General features: G+C 66.3%; 16 protein-coding genes. 9 read left to right on the forward strand and 7 right to left on the reverse strand.

Annotated elements, in window-relative coordinates; genetic code table 11:
- Positions 1-27: 27 nt before the first annotated feature.
- Positions 28-753 carry a tRNA (guanosine(37)-N1)-methyltransferase TrmD gene (gene trmD / locus E7773_RS10565; RefSeq protein WP_293990940.1) on the forward strand — a complete coding sequence of 242 codons (726 nt, stop codon included), beginning with the start codon at positions 28-30 and terminating at the stop codon, positions 751-753.
- A gap of 1 nt (position 754) precedes the next feature.
- Entirely contained in the window at positions 755-1,147 is a 393-nt protein-coding gene (gene rplS, locus E7773_RS10570) for a 50S ribosomal protein L19 (protein WP_293990942.1), read from the forward strand.
- 62 nt (positions 1,148-1,209) lie between these two features.
- On the opposite strand, the gene E7773_RS10575 is transcribed toward rplS, so the two are convergent.
- Positions 1,210-2,616, reverse strand: a complete 1,407-nt coding sequence (locus E7773_RS10575; protein WP_293990944.1) for a hypothetical protein — start codon at positions 2,614-2,616, stop codon at positions 1,210-1,212.
- Positions 2,617-2,712: 96 nt separating this feature from the next.
- Between E7773_RS10575 and E7773_RS10580 the strand changes: the two genes are divergently transcribed.
- Complete coding sequence (locus E7773_RS10580) at positions 2,713-3,762, forward strand: WD40 repeat domain-containing protein (protein WP_293990946.1); 1,050 nt, start codon at positions 2,713-2,715, stop codon at positions 3,760-3,762.
- On the opposite strand, the gene E7773_RS10585 is transcribed toward E7773_RS10580, so the two are convergent.
- Positions 3,749-4,129: a VOC family protein gene (locus E7773_RS10585; protein ID WP_293990948.1), complete on the reverse strand. Its 381-nt coding sequence runs from the start codon at positions 4,127-4,129 to the stop codon at positions 3,749-3,751. The two genes, E7773_RS10580 and E7773_RS10585, sit on opposite strands and share 14 nt — an antisense overlap.
- A 64-nt stretch (positions 4,130-4,193) precedes the next feature.
- On the opposite strand from E7773_RS10585, the gene soxR reads away from it, so the two are divergent.
- From soxR to E7773_RS10600, 3 genes are all read left to right on the forward strand, one after another.
- Positions 4,194-4,679, forward strand: a complete 486-nt coding sequence (gene soxR, locus E7773_RS10590; protein ID WP_293990950.1) for a redox-sensitive transcriptional activator SoxR — start codon at positions 4,194-4,196, stop codon at positions 4,677-4,679.
- Between the two features lie 113 nt (positions 4,680-4,792).
- Positions 4,793-6,961 carry a DPP IV N-terminal domain-containing protein gene (locus E7773_RS10595; protein WP_293990976.1) on the forward strand — a complete coding sequence of 723 codons (2,169 nt, stop codon included), beginning with the start codon at positions 4,793-4,795 and terminating at the stop codon, positions 6,959-6,961.
- A gap of 18 nt (positions 6,962-6,979) precedes the next feature.
- A complete protein-coding gene (locus E7773_RS10600) occupies positions 6,980-8,302 on the forward strand; it encodes a DUF418 domain-containing protein (protein WP_293990952.1) in 1,323 nt (440 codons plus the stop codon).
- Here E7773_RS10600 and E7773_RS10605 read toward each other — a convergent pair.
- Both E7773_RS10605 and E7773_RS10610 read right to left on the reverse strand, forming a co-directional pair.
- Positions 8,287-9,024, reverse strand: coding sequence for a hypothetical protein (locus E7773_RS10605; RefSeq protein ID WP_293990954.1), 738 nt, complete (start codon positions 9,022-9,024; stop codon positions 8,287-8,289). The genes E7773_RS10600 and E7773_RS10605 overlap by 16 nt on opposite strands.
- Positions 9,021-10,247 carry a cysteine desulfurase-like protein gene (locus E7773_RS10610; protein WP_293990956.1) on the reverse strand — a complete coding sequence of 409 codons (1,227 nt, stop codon included), beginning with the start codon at positions 10,245-10,247 and terminating at the stop codon, positions 9,021-9,023. The genes E7773_RS10605 and E7773_RS10610 overlap by 4 nt, the downstream gene beginning before the upstream one ends.
- Positions 10,248-10,351: 104 nt before the next feature.
- Between E7773_RS10610 and E7773_RS10615 the strand changes: the two genes are divergently transcribed.
- The gene (locus tag E7773_RS10615) at positions 10,352-11,380 is read left to right on the forward strand and encodes an aspartate-semialdehyde dehydrogenase (RefSeq protein ID WP_293990958.1); all 1,029 of its coding nucleotides are present in this window, start codon (positions 10,352-10,354) and stop codon (positions 11,378-11,380) included.
- Between the two features lie 2 nt (positions 11,381-11,382).
- Complete coding sequence (locus E7773_RS10620) at positions 11,383-12,030, forward strand: DsbA family protein (RefSeq protein WP_293990960.1); 648 nt, start codon at positions 11,383-11,385, stop codon at positions 12,028-12,030.
- Between the two features lie 3 nt (positions 12,031-12,033).
- Here E7773_RS10620 and E7773_RS10625 read toward each other — a convergent pair whose 3' ends face one another.
- From E7773_RS10625 to E7773_RS10635, 3 genes are read right to left on the reverse strand one after another with little or no spacing between them, the layout of a single operon-like run.
- A complete protein-coding gene (locus tag E7773_RS10625; protein WP_293990962.1) occupies positions 12,034-13,611 on the reverse strand; it encodes a DHA2 family efflux MFS transporter permease subunit in 1,578 nt (525 codons plus the stop codon).
- The gene (locus E7773_RS10630; RefSeq protein ID WP_293990964.1) at positions 13,604-14,701 is read right to left on the reverse strand and encodes an HlyD family secretion protein; all 1,098 of its coding nucleotides are present in this window, start codon (positions 14,699-14,701) and stop codon (positions 13,604-13,606) included. Before E7773_RS10630 ends, E7773_RS10625 begins: the two co-directional genes overlap by 8 nt.
- Positions 14,694-15,146, reverse strand: coding sequence for a MarR family transcriptional regulator (locus tag E7773_RS10635; RefSeq protein WP_293990966.1), 453 nt, complete (start codon positions 15,144-15,146; stop codon positions 14,694-14,696). The genes E7773_RS10630 and E7773_RS10635 overlap by 8 nt, the downstream gene beginning before the upstream one ends.
- 143 nt (positions 15,147-15,289) lie before the next feature.
- Between E7773_RS10635 and E7773_RS10640 the strand changes: the two genes are divergently transcribed.
- On the forward strand, positions 15,290-16,051 hold the full coding sequence (locus E7773_RS10640; protein ID WP_293990968.1) for an alpha/beta fold hydrolase: 762 nt from the start codon (positions 15,290-15,292) through the stop codon (positions 16,049-16,051).
- Positions 16,052-16,173 lie beyond the last annotated feature (122 nt).

Here is a 16,173-nt window from a genome sequence, read left to right on the forward strand (position 1 = left end):
TCGGGCGTCAACGCGGAAGGGAGCCGAATGTTCGCCGCGACCGTCCTGACGCTGTACCCGGAGATGTTTCCCGGCCCGCTCGGCGTGTCGCTGGCGGGCAAGGCGCTGGGCGAGGGGAAGTGGTCGCTCGACGCGGTCAACATCCGCGACTTCGCGATCGACAAGCACCGGACGGTCGACGACACGCCAGCGGGCGGCGGGGCGGGAATGGTGTTGCGCGCCGACGTGCTCGCAGCCGCTATCGACAGCGTCGCGGATGACCGCCCGATCCTCGCGATGACGCCGCGCGGGACACCACTCACCCAAGCGCGCGTCCGCGACCTCGCCAGCGGTCCTGGGGCCATCCTGCTGTGCGGCCGGTTCGAGGGGTTCGACGAACGGATTTTCGACGGCCGCCAGGTCGAACAGGTCTCGATCGGCGATTATATCCTTTCCGGCGGGGAGATGGGCGCGCTCGTCCTCCTCGACGCTTGCATTCGGCTGCTTCCCGGCGTAATGGGCGCGCCTTCCAGCGGTGTGGACGAAAGCTTCGAGACGGGGCTGCTCGAATACCCGCATTATACCCGACCTCAAGAGTGGGAAGGGCGCACGATCCCCGAAGTGCTGCGATCGGGGGATCATGCGAGGATCGACGCTTGGCGTAAAGCGCAAGCCGAGACCGATACACGGCTACGGAGGCCGGACCTTTGGGAGCGCCATGAGGGCGCTCGGGTCAAGTCTCCCTCTGGCGCGCGGCAGAAGAAGGACGAATGAGATGAACCTCATCCAGACGATCGAGGCGGAGAACATCGCCAAATTCAACGAATCGAAGAAGATTCCCGATTTCCGCCCCGGCGACACGCTGAAGGTCGGCGTGAAGGTGGTCGAAGGCGAGCGCACCCGCGTGCAGAATTACGAGGGCGTGTGCATCGCGCGCTCGAACAAGGGCATGGGCAGCAACTTTACCGTGCGCAAGATGTCGTTCGGCGAAGGCGTCGAGCGCGTCTTCCCGCTCTATTCGCCGAACATCGACAGCATCGAAGTCGTCCGCAAGGGCGCGGTGCGTCGAGCGAAGCTCTATTATCTGCGTGGCCGCACCGGCAAGTCGGCGCGCATCGCCGAGCGCCGCGACACGCGCCCGGCCAAGGAAGAAGCGACCGCCGAGTAATCGGACGGGCTTCGGACCGAGAGATCGAGGGCGTCGGAGTAATCCGGCGTCCTTTTTCGTGGTCAGGCCGGAACGACTATTCGCCAGGCTAGACAGGCGAACAACGTCAGTATCGCGGGCGCGCCGGCGAGGATCAGTCGCGACCGCCGCACCGTCGCGCCATCGACGAGATCGTTTGTCGTGATCACTGCGGCGATGGCTGCGGCGAGGATCGTCCACCAATGGTAGCGAAGTTCCGACGCGACGCTGAACGCGGCATAGCCCATGCCGTAGAGGAACGACGATAGCGCCAGCGGGACGATCACGCGGCGCGAGGGCAAAGCAGGCGCGGCGACAAGAATCCCGAGTGCCAGCGCGATCCACACGATCGGCCAGCCCAGCGGCGTGCTCGTGCTCCACACCGCCGCCTGGTCGATCGCGCTCAGCAACAGGCTAGGCGTGACGCGATAGCCCCACTCGTTGGGTGGCGGATCGATCTGTACTGCGCGCTCGGTCGGGTCGCGCGAAAACAGCCGCGTGTTGATGTTAAAATGCGCCAATCGATGCTCGGCATAGGCGACCGGGTGCGCCACGACCTGATCGAGCCACCAGCGGTACGGGCTGATGTGCTGCGCGGCGAACGCTTCCTGCACGTTGTCGAACCCGATGTCGCAGGGACTCGCGCCCCACCAGGCGTAGCGATCCCATTTGGATGGGTCGTAGCACGCGCTGACGATGCCCGCGGGATCGTCGCTCTCGTCGAAATCCGCGATCGGCGGAAAGGCGTTCTGGCCGCTGAAATGGCTGATCCCGCCGAGATCGAAGATTACCAGCGACAGGCCGACCCCGCTCGGCTTTGCTTCGAGCAGGCGGTTGGCCACGGGGAGGGCGGCGATCATCACCGCGCTCGTCGCAGCAATGGCGGCGGCGAGGCGAGCCTTGCCGCGCCACCATGTCGCTGGCAGGAGCGCCACCGCGAGAGGGACGGTCGCCAGGAAAGCGTTGAAGCGCAACGTGCTCGCGAACACCAGCAGCACGATGCCAGCAATCCGCCATCCGGCCGCGCGCCGGTCCGGCTCGGCCCAGGCGAGTGTGGCGGTGGCGGCGAGCAGCGCGCCCGCCATCAGGCAATCCTTGAGCACCTCGCCGCTCAGTGCCAGCCCGAACGGCAGGAAACCGCACGCCAGGATCACCGCCGCCAGCCAGCGCCTCCGCTGCCGAGCCGCCCACACCGCGAGCAGCGCGAGGCCGCCCCATTCGAGCGCGAGCTGCAGCAGCACCATCGGCGCGGGTCCGGCGTGGATCGCGGTCAGCCGGTGCCACACCCACTCCATCGCGGGCGGATGCCAATCGTCGAAATCGCCGCTGACGACCTGGCCATACTGCCGGATCGCGTCCCACGTCATGAAACCGGGCCAGTATGCGAGCGCGGTCAGCGCTGCGCCGGCGAGGGCGACGACGACAATGGCAAGAGTCGCTGTGCGATTCACGGCTGCGTCGTCCGGCATACCTTCACGACGGTCAAGCCGATTGCAAAGCACCGGCATAGGTGTATTATAGAAATAATACACAATGGAGTTATCACGTTGAAGATATTGGGTTGGGTGGCCGGAACGATCGCGTTGTTGGTTGTCGTCGCGTGGCTCGCGCTGGGCGGCGAGCCGCGCCAGCCAGCGCTCGCAACCAGCGGCCCGCGGGTTGCCGCGCACTTTGCCGGGATGATCGCCACGTCACCGCAACCCATCCGCGCGGTGTCGTTCGACGCGGCGGGCCGGACGCTGGCGGTCGCCGGGGTCGATGGCCGCGTCCGCATCCTGGCGGTGCCGTCGGGCCGGACGATCCGCGAGTTCGCGCATCCCGGCGGCGCGACCGCGCTCGACCGTTCACCCGACGGGCGGCTGTTAGCGACGGTCGGGTACGACGGCATGCTTCGCGTCTGGGACCTCGGCAGCGGCGCCGGCCGTGCGGTCAAGGTATCGGCGATGCCGCTCTGGGCGTTGCGCTTCAATCCCGACGGCAAGAGCCTCGCAATGGCGGGAGAGGACAGACTGATCCATCTGCTCGCGATCGACGGCACGCCGATCCGTACCTTCGCCGGGCACCAGCGCAACGTATGGGACGTGGCGTTCAGCCCCGACGGCAAGACGCTGGCGAGCGGCAGTTTCGATCATTCGCTCAAGATCTGGGATGTCGCATCAGGGCGCTTGATCCGTACGGCCGGGGAACACGGCGAGGCGATCGTCGGCGTCGACGTGCGCCGCGGCGACGGGATGATCGCGAGCGGCGGCGATGACGCCAAGCTCCGATTGTGGCACTCCACCGGCGATCCGATCCGCACGCTCGACGCCGGCCAGTTCGTCGATGCCGTCGCGTTCAGCACCGACGGGCGCTGGCTGGCGAGCGGCGGGCGCGAAAGTCATGGTATCTGGGCGGCGATCAAGGCTGTATTCGGCAGGCATCCGTTCGGATCGAACCCCACCGCGCGGATCTGGCGCGTCGCCGACGGCGCGATGGTCGCCGCGCTCGACCGCCAGCCCGACGATGTCGTCGCGGTCGCGTTCAGCCCCGACGGCGCGTGGCTCGCGACGGGCAGCGAAGACGGATCGGTCGCGTTGTGGCGCTTCACGAATAGCTGACGATCTCGAACTCGGTCCCGTCGTAATCGAGGAAATAGAAGCGGCGGCCGGGCTCGTAATCGCCATGGCTGAACGGGATCAGCCCGGCCGCCTCGACGCGGCGTTCGACGTCATCTAGGTCGTCGACGACGATCCCGACATGGTTGAGCGGCCGGCCCTTGCGGAACGTGTCGGCGGGGGTCGCGTCGCCGTCGTGCGTGTAGAGCGCCATGTAGAAGCGGTCGTCGCCGACATGAATCGTGCGCCCGCCGAGCGCCGACGGACCCTTCCAGCGTTCCTTCCAGCCGAACAGATCGTGCATCAGTTTCGCGCTGCGTTCGGGGTCGCGGACAGTGAGATTGACGTGTTCGATGAAGGCATTGGGCATCGTATCGCTCCTGGAGGATGGTGCGATTGCGAGTCGTACAACCTCAAGTTAAGCTGAGGTCAACATGCTCGCCACCGCTCCCGAATCCGCCACGCTGACGATCGGCGACCTCGCGCGCCGCACGGGGCTGTCGGTGTCGGCGATCCGCTTTTACGAGGAAAAAGGGCTGATCCAGCCGCATCGCACGCGCGGCAACCAGCGGCGTTTCCTGCGCTCGGACATCCGTCGACTGTCGTTCGCGCTGATCGCGCAGCGGCTCGGCTTCACGCTCGAGCGGATCGCGGCGGAGATGGCGGGCTTGCCGCAAGGACGCGCGCCGACCCAGGCCGACTGGACGCGGATCAGCGGCGGGTTGAAGGCGGCGCTCGACGCGCGGATCGCGACGCTCGAGCGGATGCGCGATACGCTCGACGGGTGCATCGGCTGCGGGTGCCTCTCGCTCGATCGCTGCGCGCTGTACAATCCGGCCGACCGGTTGGCCGCAGAGGGGCCAGGGCCCCGGCTGGTGCTGCGCGATGATGCTTTACCTGCGCGTGGCGTATCGCAATAAGCCACAACGCCCGCGTTTCGCCGGGCGATCAGCGGAGTCGTGTGAGGATGCGGGCATGGATAATCGGGCTGGCCGCGGTGGCGGCGCCTTTGACGGTGGCGGCTGGTGCGGCGATGGCCGCTGACGACACGCAACAGCCGCTGACGCTCGAGCGCCTGTTCGCCAGTCCCGACCTTGCCGGGCCGCAGCCGCGCGCGATGAAGCTGTCGCCCGACGGCAAGCTGGTGACTTTGCTCAAGAGCCGCCCCGACGAGAAGGACCGCTACGACCTGTGGGCGCTCGATACCGCGACCGGTGCGGAGCGGATGCTGGTCGATTCGAAGAAGGTCGGCACCGGCGCCGACCTGACCGAAGCCGAGAAGATGCAGCGCGAGCGTGCGCGGATCGCGGGGCAGAAGGGGATCGTCGCGTACGACTGGGCGCCCGATGGCAAGTCGATCCTGGTGCCGATCGACGGCGACCTCTACCTCGCGACGCTCGACGGCAAGGTCACGCGGCTGACCAACACGCCCGGCGGCGAGCTCAACCCTGCGATCAGCCCCGCGGGCGGGTTCGTCAGCTTCGTGCGGGACCAGAATCTCTACGTTCAGCCGCTCGGCGGGGGAGCCGCTAAGCCACTCACCAGCGACGGCGCGGGCACGGTGCATTGGGGCGAGGCGGAGTTCGTGGCGCAGGAGGAAATGGCGCGCCGCACCGGCTATTGGTGGTCGCCCACCGATCGCCTCGTCGCGGTCGAGCGGTTCGACGAAGCGCCGGTCGGTGTCGTCACGCGCGCCGCGATCGGCGCCGACGGGACCAAGGTGTACGATCAGCGCTATCCGGCGGCAGGCACCCCCAACGTGCGCGTCGAGCTGTGGGTGATCGATCCGACGAGCGGCGCGAAGGTCAAGGTCGATCTGGGCAGCGATCCCGACATCTACCTCGCGCGGGTCGACTGGACGCCCGACGGCAAGACGTTGCTCGTTCAGCGCGAGAACCGCGAACAGACCCAGCTCGACATGCTCGCGGTCGATCCCGCGACGGGCAAGGCGAAGACGTGGTTCGGCGAGAAATCGGGGCCGAAGAGCTGGATCAACCTCAGCGACGATTACCGCGTGCTCGACGACGGCAGCCTGATCTGGAAATCGGAACGCGACGGCTATGGCCACCTCTATCGCTTCGCCAAGGGCAAGTGGACGCAGCTGACAAAGGGGCCGTGGGTCGTCACCGACCTGGTCGGCGTCGATAAGACGCGCGGGCGGCTCTATTTCCTTGGCAACAAGGACGACGTGCTCGAACAGCAATTGTATTCTGTCGATATCGCGCATCCGAACCAGATCACCCGGCTGACCGAGCGTGGCTGGTGGAACTCGGCGGTGATGGACAAGGCGGCGACGCGGCTGATCGTCACGCGCTCCAACCCCAACCAGCCGGCGCAAAGCTATCTCGCCGACCCGGCGGGCAAGCGCATCGCCTGGGTCAACGAGAATGCCGTGAAGGCGGGGCATCCCTATTATCCGTACCTCGCCGACCATAAGCAGCGCACGTTCGGGACGATCAAGGCGGCCGACGGCACGACGCTCTATTACGAGATGATCACGCCCAAGCTCGAGCCCGGCAAGCGCTACCCGGTGTTCTTCCAGCATTATGGCGGGCCGCACACCCAGACCGTGACCCGCGGTTGGGAAAGCCCGATGGAGCAGTACATCGTCGATCGCGGCTACATCTTCTTCCAGATCGACAATCGTGGGTCGGCCAACCGCGGCACCGCGTTCGAAGACACGATCTATCGCGCGATGGGCAGCGTCGAGGTCGCCGACCAGCTCGCGGCGGCGAACTGGCTGAAAGCGCAGAGCTATGTCGACCCCGACCGGATCGGCATCTACGGCTGGTCGTACGGCGGCTACATGACGCTCAAAATGCTCGAGGCCAATCCGGGCGTGTACGCGGCGGGCGTGTCGGGTGCGCCAGTGACCAAGTGGGAGCTCTACGATACGCACTACACCGAACGCTACATGGGCACCGATCCGAAGGGCGGCGATGCAAGGGCCTATGCGGCGGCGAACGCGATGGGGAATGCGACCCGGATCGCCGACCCGCTGATGCTGATCCACGGCATGTCGGACGACAATGTCGTATTCGAGAATTCGACCGCGTTCGCCGCGAAGATGCAGGCCGCGAACCGGCCGTTCGAGATGATGTTCTACCCCGGCAAGACCCATGCCGCGGGGCGCGACATCCATGTCTGGACGACGATCTTCAATTTCTTCGACCGGACGGTGAAGAACCGGCGGGTGAACTAGCGGCAGAGAGGGGGCGGCATGGCGGGGAAAGCGGCGCAGCTGGCGCCGGTCCGCGGGCGCGAGCGGATCGACGTGCTCGACATCGCGCGCGGGCTCGCCATCCTCGGCATCTATTACCTCAACATCGCGTTCCAGGCGTATCCGGCGACGATGATGTTCCTGGGGCCATGGCACGTTGGCTGGACCCCGGGCGACCAGGCCGCCTACGCCTTCACCAACATCTTCCTCGAGGGAACGCAGCGCTGCCTGCTCGAATTCCTGTTCGGCGCGGGGATGATGGTGCTGACGGCCAAAGCGATGGAGCCCGACGGCCCGGTCGCGGTCGCCGATCTCTATTTCCGCCGGACGTTGTGGCTCGCCGCGTTCGGGCTGTTCGACATCTTCGTCTGGCTGTGGACCGGTGACATCCTGTTCATCTACGCGCTCGCCGCGATGCCGCTGTTCGTGTTCCGCCAGCTGGGGCCGAAGACATTGGTCGCGCTCGGGCTGATCTACACCGTCTACGCGGGCGCATTCGGGTTGCCGGAATATATCGAGCGCACTCAGCTGGTCGCCAGGGTCGACACCGCGACCGCGCATCAAAAGGCGGGCGTGCCGCTCACGTCCGACGACAAGGCGGCGGTGACCGAGTGGAAGGGGCTGCAAGCCAGCGTCACGACGGTGCCGCCGGGGACGGACAAGAAGCTCGCCGAGGAGAAACAGCGGCACACGAGCGTAGTCGGCTATTACCGGAATTATTGGCAGCTGTGGTCGCTGATCTTCGTCCAGCAATCCTATCTCTTCGAAATCGTGTTCGAAGCGTTCTGCGCGATGCTGATCGGAATCGCGCTATGGAAATGGGGAGTGATCCAGGGGCTGAGATCGGCGCGGTTCTACGCCGTCCTGATGGTGGCGGGCTATGCGGTCGGCATCACCATCCGCGCGACGAGCATCATCCCGATGATGCAATTCAGCTTTGCCCCCAAGCCGATCTGGTTCCTCGCCGAGCCCGCGCGGCTCGCGGTAGGACTGGGGCACCTCGCGCTGATCAACCTGCTGGTGAAGTGGCGTTTCGGCAGAACGATCCTGTCACCGTTCAAGGCCGCGGGGCGGACGGCGTTCTCGCTCTATTTCCTCGAACAGCTGATCGGGGTGCACATCCTGTTCGCGCCCTACGGCTTCAACCTGTGGGGCCGGTTCGGATGGGCGGGGCAGTTCTGGATCGCGACCGGGGTTTTCGTGACTTGCCTGATCGTCGCCAACATCTGGACGCGCTTCTTCGCGATGGGGCCGCTCGAATGGGCGTGGCGCAGCCTGTCCTATCTCCGGCGGCAACCCTTCCGGATTCAGCGGGGCGCGTAGCCGAACGCCGCCATCTCTTCGGCGAAATAGCCGTTAATCCAGTCGATCTGGTCGCGCCGGAACAAGCTGGCCGGGTCGATAGTGTTCGATAGCGGCCCGCGCTTGGCGTGCGGCAGCGGCGGCGTCGGGACGCCGAGCGTCCGCGCGAACGCGGCGAGATCGGCCTCGAGGTGCTCGTAGCGCAGCACATGCGGCGCACGCCCGCCGTACATGTGGATGCTCTTGAGGCGGCCTGGGCGGCCCCGCGTGATCAGGCGGTCGAGCACCGCCGCGGCGTCGGGCGGGGGCGCCGCCATGTCGGCGTGGGTTGCTGATTGATACGCGGCGAAGTTGGTATTCATGTGGAGCTGCGAAATGATCTTCGCGAACGGGTCGCGCTCGACACAGACCAGCGCGAAGTCATCGAACGAGCGACCCGTCGCCGTCTCGATCTCGGTGATCGACATGTGCGGCTCGTATCGCGTCGGGGGTGTTGGAATTGCCGCCAGCTGATCGGGCGTCGCCGCGCGGATTAGCGACAAATAGGCGCGCTCGCGGACGGGATCGTCGCTGAAATTGCCGCAATGCCCGCCCATGTCTTGGCGCAGGCGCTCGTCGATCGCGACGATCGGCGGCGAGATGTCGTCGCCCCCGCACACCGTCGACAGCGCGATCTCGACGCTGGTCCCCGCGACCTTGCGCGCACGGACGAAAACGAAGCGATGGCGGAACGAGACGATCATCGGGCGGCCGCGAGGTCTCGCAACGCAGCGATCAGGCGGTCGACCTCGCCCGTCGTGCTGTAGTGGCAGAGCCCGACGCGGAGGAGCCCGCCGGTGTCGGTCAGGCCGAGCCGATCAATCGCCTCGACCGCGTAGAAATGCCCGGCCCAGGCAAAGATGCCGCGGTCGGCGAGGTGTTGCGCGATGGCGTGGGCATCGTGGCCGTCGAGCGTGAACGAGAAGGTCGGGACGCGGCCGTCCATCGTCGGCGGCCCCCACAACCGCAAGCCGGGGATCGTCGCGAGGCCAGCGAGGAGGTGATCGCCGAGATGGCGCTCGTAGGCGGCGATCGCTTCCATCGCCGCGACCAGCCTTGCGCGGCGGCAATTGGCCGCGGGATCGGCCTGGGCGCCGAGCCATTCGAGATAGCCGACCGTGCCGAGTACCCCGGCTTGCCCCTCGAACGACGGCGTCCCGGTTTCGAAGCGGTGCGCGGCGTCGTTGCCGGCGGGACGGACCTTGTAGGCACGCGGCGCGAGGCCGCTCCGCATCCACAGCACGCCCTGGTGCGGACCGAAGAACTTGTACGGCGAGCAGGCGAGGAAGTCGCAGCCAAGTGCGGAGAGGTCGGTGACGATGTGCGGGACCGACTGGACGGCGTCGATGTAGGTGAGGGCGGTGCTGCGCTCGCGGACCAAAGCGCAGGCTTCGGCGATCGGGTTGAGCGTGCCGAGCGCATTGCTCGCCATGCCGAGCGCGACCAGCCGAGTCCTCGGGCCGAGTAGTGCCGCGAGGTCGTCGAGCGCCCAGCGCCCGCTCACCGGATCGAAATCGAGCCAGCGCACCGTGACGCCGCGATCCTCGGCAGCCTGCCGCCACGGCGCGACATTGGCGTCGTGGTCGAGCCGCGTGACGACCAGCTCGTCGCCCGCGTGCCACTCGCGCGCCAGCGCGCGCGATACGGCGAAGGTCAGGCTGGTCATGTTCGGCCCGAACGCGATCTCGTCGCGGCGCGCGCCGAGCAAGTCGGCCATCGCGGCATGCGCGTCCGCCGATACCTGATCGGTCTCCACCGATGTCGCGAACGGGCCGCCGGCGTTGGCGGTGCCCTGGGTCAGATGCCGCTTCATCACCGCGATCGCCGCGTCGCACGCCTGCGTGCCGCCGGGCGCGTCGAAGAACGCGGCGCCGCGGGCTAGCGCCGGGAAACGCGCGCGGACGGCATCGATGGGAAATTCGGACATCAACCTGACCTTCGCATGCCGCCAACAAAAGCGCGCTTCCATTCTGGCGTCTGGCGCCTAAGTAGCAAGCGCTGCCGCGGAGGCGGGCGATAAGGAAAAGAACGATGGGTTATCGGGTGGTTGTCGCTGGCGCGACCGGCAATGTCGGGCGCGAGATGCTCAATATACTGGCGGAACGCGAATTCCCGGCGGACGAAATCGCGGTCGTCGCGTCATCGCGCTCGACCGGGGATATGGTCGATTTCGGCGAGACCGGACGGCAGCTCAAGGTCCAGAATATCGAGCATTTCGATCCCGAAGGCTGGGATATCGCGCTGTTCGCGATCGGCTCCGAGGGCTCGAAGCTCCACGCGCCGCGCTTCGCCGCGGCCGGCTGCACGGTGATCGACAATGCGTCGCTCTACCGCATGGACCCCGACGTGCCGCTGATCGTGCCCGAGGTGAACCCGGAAGCGATCGAGGGCTATCGCGCGAGGAACATTATCGCTAACCCGAATTGCTCGACCGCGCAACTCGTCGTCGCGCTCAAGCCGCTCCACGACGCGGCCAGGATCAAGCGCGTCGTCGTCGCGACCTATCAGTCGGTCTCCGGCGCGGGGAAGGCCGGGATGGACGAACTGTTCGAGCAATCGCGCAACATCTTCGTCGGCGATCCCGCGACCCCGCAGAAATTCACCAAGCAGATCGCGTTCAACGTGATCCCGCACATCGACAGCTTCCTGGAGGACGGCACGACCAAGGAAGAGTGGAAGATGGTGGTCGAGACCAAGAAGATCCTCGATCCGAAGATTAAGGTGTCGGCGACCTGCGTGCGCGTGCCGGTGTTCGTCGGGCATTCGGAAGCGGTCAACATCGAGTTCGAAGACGAGATATCCGCCGCCGAGGCGAAGCGCATCCTGCGCGAGGCGCCCGGCGTGATGCTGGTCGATAAGCACGAGGATGGCGGCTACGTCACCCCGATCGAGTGCGTCGGCGAGTACGCCACCTATGTCAGCCGCGTGCGCGAGGATCCGACGGTCGACAACGGCCTGTCGCTGTGGTGCGTGAGCGACAATCTGCGGAAGGGTGCGGCGCTCAACGCGGTGCAGATCGCGGAACTCCTCGGTCGCCGGCATTTACAGAAGGCGGCGTGAAAATGGGGTTGCGGGCTGACCTCTATTTTTCGTTCCGCAGCCCTTATTCGTATCTGGCGTTGCCCCGCTGGCGCCAGATCGTGTGCGACTACGACCTCGTGATCGACCTCAAGCCGGTCTATCCGCTCGCGATCCGCCAGCCCGATTTCTTCGAGCGCAACCATCCCAACTGGCTGGGCTATACGATCCGCGACGTGATGCGCGTGGCGCAGCATGCCGGCATCCCCTTCGCGCCGCCCCGCCCCGACCCGATCGTCCAGAACGTCGTGACGCGGCAGATCGGCGAGGATCAGCCGTATATCTATCGCCTCGTCCGCACCGGCCAGGTCGCCGCGCGGCGCGGCAAGGGGTTCGCCTACGCCGACGAGGTCGCACAGCTGATCTGGGGCGGTGCCGCCGGGTGGAACCAAGGCGACCATCTGGCGGAGGCGGCCACGCGCGCCGGACTCGACATGGCCGAGCTCGACGCCGAGGCGGAAGCCGATGCCGCGGCGCTCGATATCGAAATCGCCGCCAACCAGGCCGCGCTGGAAGCGGCGGGGCATTGGGGCGTGCCGACTTTGGTATTTCAGGGCGAGCCGTTCTTCGGGCAGGATCGCATCGACCTAGCGCTGTGGCGGATGGAACAAGCGGGGCTGGAGAAGCGCTGACGCCTATTCGGCGTGGACCACCTCGACCTTGCCCTTGGGCTTCTTGAGCAACAGCACCAGCGGCAACACCAGGATCGACAGCCACGCCATCAGGTAGAAGTCGTCGATATAGGCGATCATCGCCGCCTGTTTATTGACCATCCCGTCGAGCATCTCGAACACCGCGTCGGACACGATTCCGTACTGGAATATTTGGCTCAGGTTGAAGCTCGGGATGAGCTTATCGGTGATATGCTGGGCGAGATCGGCGTGGCTTTGCTGAATATTGCGCGTCAGGAACACGGTGACCATGGAAATGCCCGCCGATTGGCCGATCGAGCGCATCAGGTTGAGGAGGCTCGATCCGTCGGTCCGGTAATGCTGGTCGAGCGTCGCGAAGGCGAGGCTGTTCAAGGGCATGAACACCAGCCCCATGCCAAGCCCCTGGATGAAGCCGGACACGATCACCGGCCACGAATCCATCTCCAGCGACCAACTCGCCATCGTGCGCAACGACCAGGCGAACAGGACGAGCCCGACCGCGATGACGATGCGGGTGTCGACCCGACCGATCATCTGCCCCGCCAGCCACATCGTCACCAGCACGCCGACGCCACGCGGTGCCATCATCATGCCCGTTTGCACCACCGAATAGCCGAACAATTGCTGGAGCATCGGCGGCAACAGCGCCATCGGCGCCATCGTCGACACCCCGATCACGACCATGAAGAACATCGCAGTGACGAGGTTGCGGTTCTTGAACAGGTGCCGGTCGAACAACGGCTTTTCGGCGGTCGACAGATGGATCAGCGCGACCCACAGCGCGGACGCGGCGACCAGTCCCTCGATGATGATTTCCCAGCTCGCGAACCAGTCCTGATTCTGCCCGCGGTCGAGCATCAGCTGGAATGCCGACACCGCGATCCCGACGAACGCGAACCCGGTGAAATCGAAGCTGCGCTCCGCCTTGGGCCGCGACGGCAACAGGAACCACAGCAAGGCGAAGGTCAGCGCACCGACGGGCACGTTGACGTAGAAGCACCAGCGCCAGTTGAAATTGTCGGTCAGATAGCCGCCGATCACCGGCCCCAGGATCGGCCCGACCATCACCCCCATGCCCCACACCGACATCGCCTTGGCCTGCCGTTCGGGCGGGTTGATGTCGATCATCGAGGTCTGCGAGAGCGGATTGATGAACGCGGCGAAGATGCCCTGAAAGACGCGGAACACCACCATCTCGCTCAGATTGACCGCGGTGCCGCACAGCATCGATGCGACGATGAACCCCCCGACCGCGATCAGGAACAGGTTGCGGCTGCCGAGCCGGTCGCTCAGCCAGCCGGTGGCCGGGAGCGCGATCGCGGTCGCGATGATGTAGCTGGTCAACACCCAGGTGATCGTGTCGCCGGTTGCGCCGAGCGCGGTCGTCATGTGCGGCAACGCGACGTTGGCGATCGTCGTGTCGAGGATCTGCATGACCATCGCGGCCATGATCCCGACCGTCAGCAACCCCTTGTTGGCGGTGGGCAGCAAGGGTTTGCCGAGCGTCGGGGTAGCCGGAATGGCGGCCGGCCCGCGCGATCGGGCCGCGGCGCTAGCCATTGGGTTTGGTGTCGACCACGACGTCGGTCGACAGCCCCGCGATCAACGCGCGGTCGGACTTGCCCACGATCTCGATCTTGACCGGCACGCGTTGCGTCACCTTGACCCAGTTGCCGGTGGCGTTCTGCGCCGGGAGGATCGAGGATTGCGATCCCGTCTCGGCGCCGATGCTCTGCACCCGGCCGGCGACCTTCAGCCCCGGATAGGCATCGAACTTGAGCTCGACCGGCTGGCCGACGCGCATGTTGGCGAGGTCGGTTTCCTTGAAATTGGCCGACACCCAGGGCGAAGCGCTGATCACCAGGCTGAGCGCGGGGACGCCCGAGGGCGTGATGTTGCCGACCTGCAACCGGCTGGTCTGGCTGACGATGCCGTCCTTGGGCGCGCGCACGACGGTGCGGCTGAGGTTGAGCACCGCCTTGTCGCGCTCGGCCATCGCGACCTGCACCGCGGCGGGGACGCCGGAGCCGACGACGCCGCTCCCGACCTGCATCTGAGCCTTGGCGGCCGACGCGCGCGCGGTGGCGAGCCGTGCCTTGGCGGCGGCGACTTCGTGCGCGGCGGCGTCGAACGCGGCGCGCGTCGTGAAGCCTTGCTTCATCAGCGCGGCCTGGCGGTTGTAGGTGCCGACCGCAAGCGCGATGTCGGCGTTGGCGCTTTCGATATCGGCGGCGGCGCTGCCCGTGTCGGTCGACAGGGTCGCGACCTGCACGCGCGCGGCGGCGAGCGCGGCGTCGGCCTGTTCGAGCGCGTTCTTGTACGGCTCCTGGTCGATTACGAACAGCACGTCGCCCGCCTTGACCCGCTGATTTTCCTTGACGTTGACCGACACGATGCGGCCCGACACATCGGGGCTGATCGAGATCGTGTCGTTCTGGATATAGGCGTTGTCGGTCGACACGTAGCGCCCACCGGTCAGGTAGAAATAGCCCGCGACCGCCGCGATCAGCAGCGGGACGATCGCCATCAGCCCGATGCGGCCCCAGCGGCGCTTCTTGACGATCGTCACCGGCGCCTCGACGCTTTCGATGACGTTGGCTGCGGCGACCTGGTCGGCCTTCGGTTTGATCTTGGGGTCGGCGTCAGCCATGGGCGGCCTCGGAAGTACGGGGGGAGGGGAGCGCGATCAGGTTCGCGCGGATCAGGTTCAGCGAGGCGCTCAACGCGTCGCGGGCGGATTCGCTCATCCCGATCAGCACCTGCTCGAACAATTCGTCGGCGGTCACGCGCAGGTCGGCGAGCATCGGCGTCGATTTCTCGGTCAGGAACAATTGCCACGCGCGGCGATCGCCCGGGTCGCGGCGGCGCTCGACCAGTCCCGATTCCTCGAGCCGGTCGATCATCCGGCACAGCGTGATCGGCTCGACCTCGAGCAATTCGGCGAGCGCGCCCTGGTTGATGCCCTCGTTGCGGCTGAGCATAGTGAGGGTGCGCCATTGCGCGCGAGTCGCGCCGAGCTGGCGCGCGCGTTCGTCGAACCGACGTCGCATCAGCCGCGAGACATCGCTGATCAGGAAACCGAGTGAGTCGCTCATGAGCGGGGATATAATAAGCTTGCTTATATAATCCAGTACCTTTTTGAAACTTTTTTAGGAAGGCCGCGCGCTTGACATGCCGCCGCTTCCGGCGAAGCGGATCGCGGGCAATTATTGCCTCGTCGAACGATGGATGACAGCCTGTGGCAAGCGCGCCAATCGAACCGCAATATTTCGGAAGCTTCGATGGCGAGCGGCTGGCGTGGCGCGAAACGGGAGAGGGGCGCCCCGTCGTCCTGATCCACGGCTTCTTCTCCGACGCGCACACCAACTGGATTCGCTACGGCCACGCCGCGGCGGTTGCGGCGGCAGGGTTCCGCGTGATCATGCCCGACCTGCGCGCGCATGGATCTAGCGCCAAGCCGCACGACGCGGCGGCATACCCACCCGACGTGCTGATGCGCGACGGGTTCGCGCTGATCGAGCATCTCGGCCTGACCGACTATGACTTGGGCGGCTATTCGCTCGGCGCGCGCACGACGATGCGTATGCTGGCCAATGGCGCGACGCCGCGGCGAGCAATCCTGTCGGGGATGGGGCTGACGGGCGTGACCAGGACCGAGGGCCGGAGCGGGCATTTCCGCAATATCCTGACCAACCTCGGCAGCTTCAGGCAGGGCAGCCCCGAATGGCTGGCGGAGGCGTTCCTCAAGACGACCAAGGGCGATCCCGTCGCGCTGCTCCACATCCTCGACACGTTCGTGAACACGCCCGAAGAGGACGTGCGCGCGGTGCCGATGCCGGTGCTCGTGCTGCAAGGCGACGACGATCACGACAATGGTTCGGCGCGCGACTTAGCCGATGCCTTGCCGCACGCGACCTACCGCGAAATTCCGGGCGGTCATATGAGCGCGGTGCTGCGCTCGGAACTAGGCCAGGAAATCGCGAACTATTTGGCCGCTTGACCGGCCATTGGCGGCGCCTCACTGTCCGCCCATCGTATTTGGGGGAGTCGTACACATGATCCGCACCGCCGTGGCGTCGAGCCTCGCGATCGCCCTGGTCCTGTCGGGCGCCGTCGCGCTCG

The sequence above is a fragment of the Sphingomonas sp. genome (assembly GCF_004799495.1).
In the GTDB taxonomy this organism is placed as follows: domain Bacteria; phylum Pseudomonadota; class Alphaproteobacteria; order Sphingomonadales; family Sphingomonadaceae; genus Sphingomonas.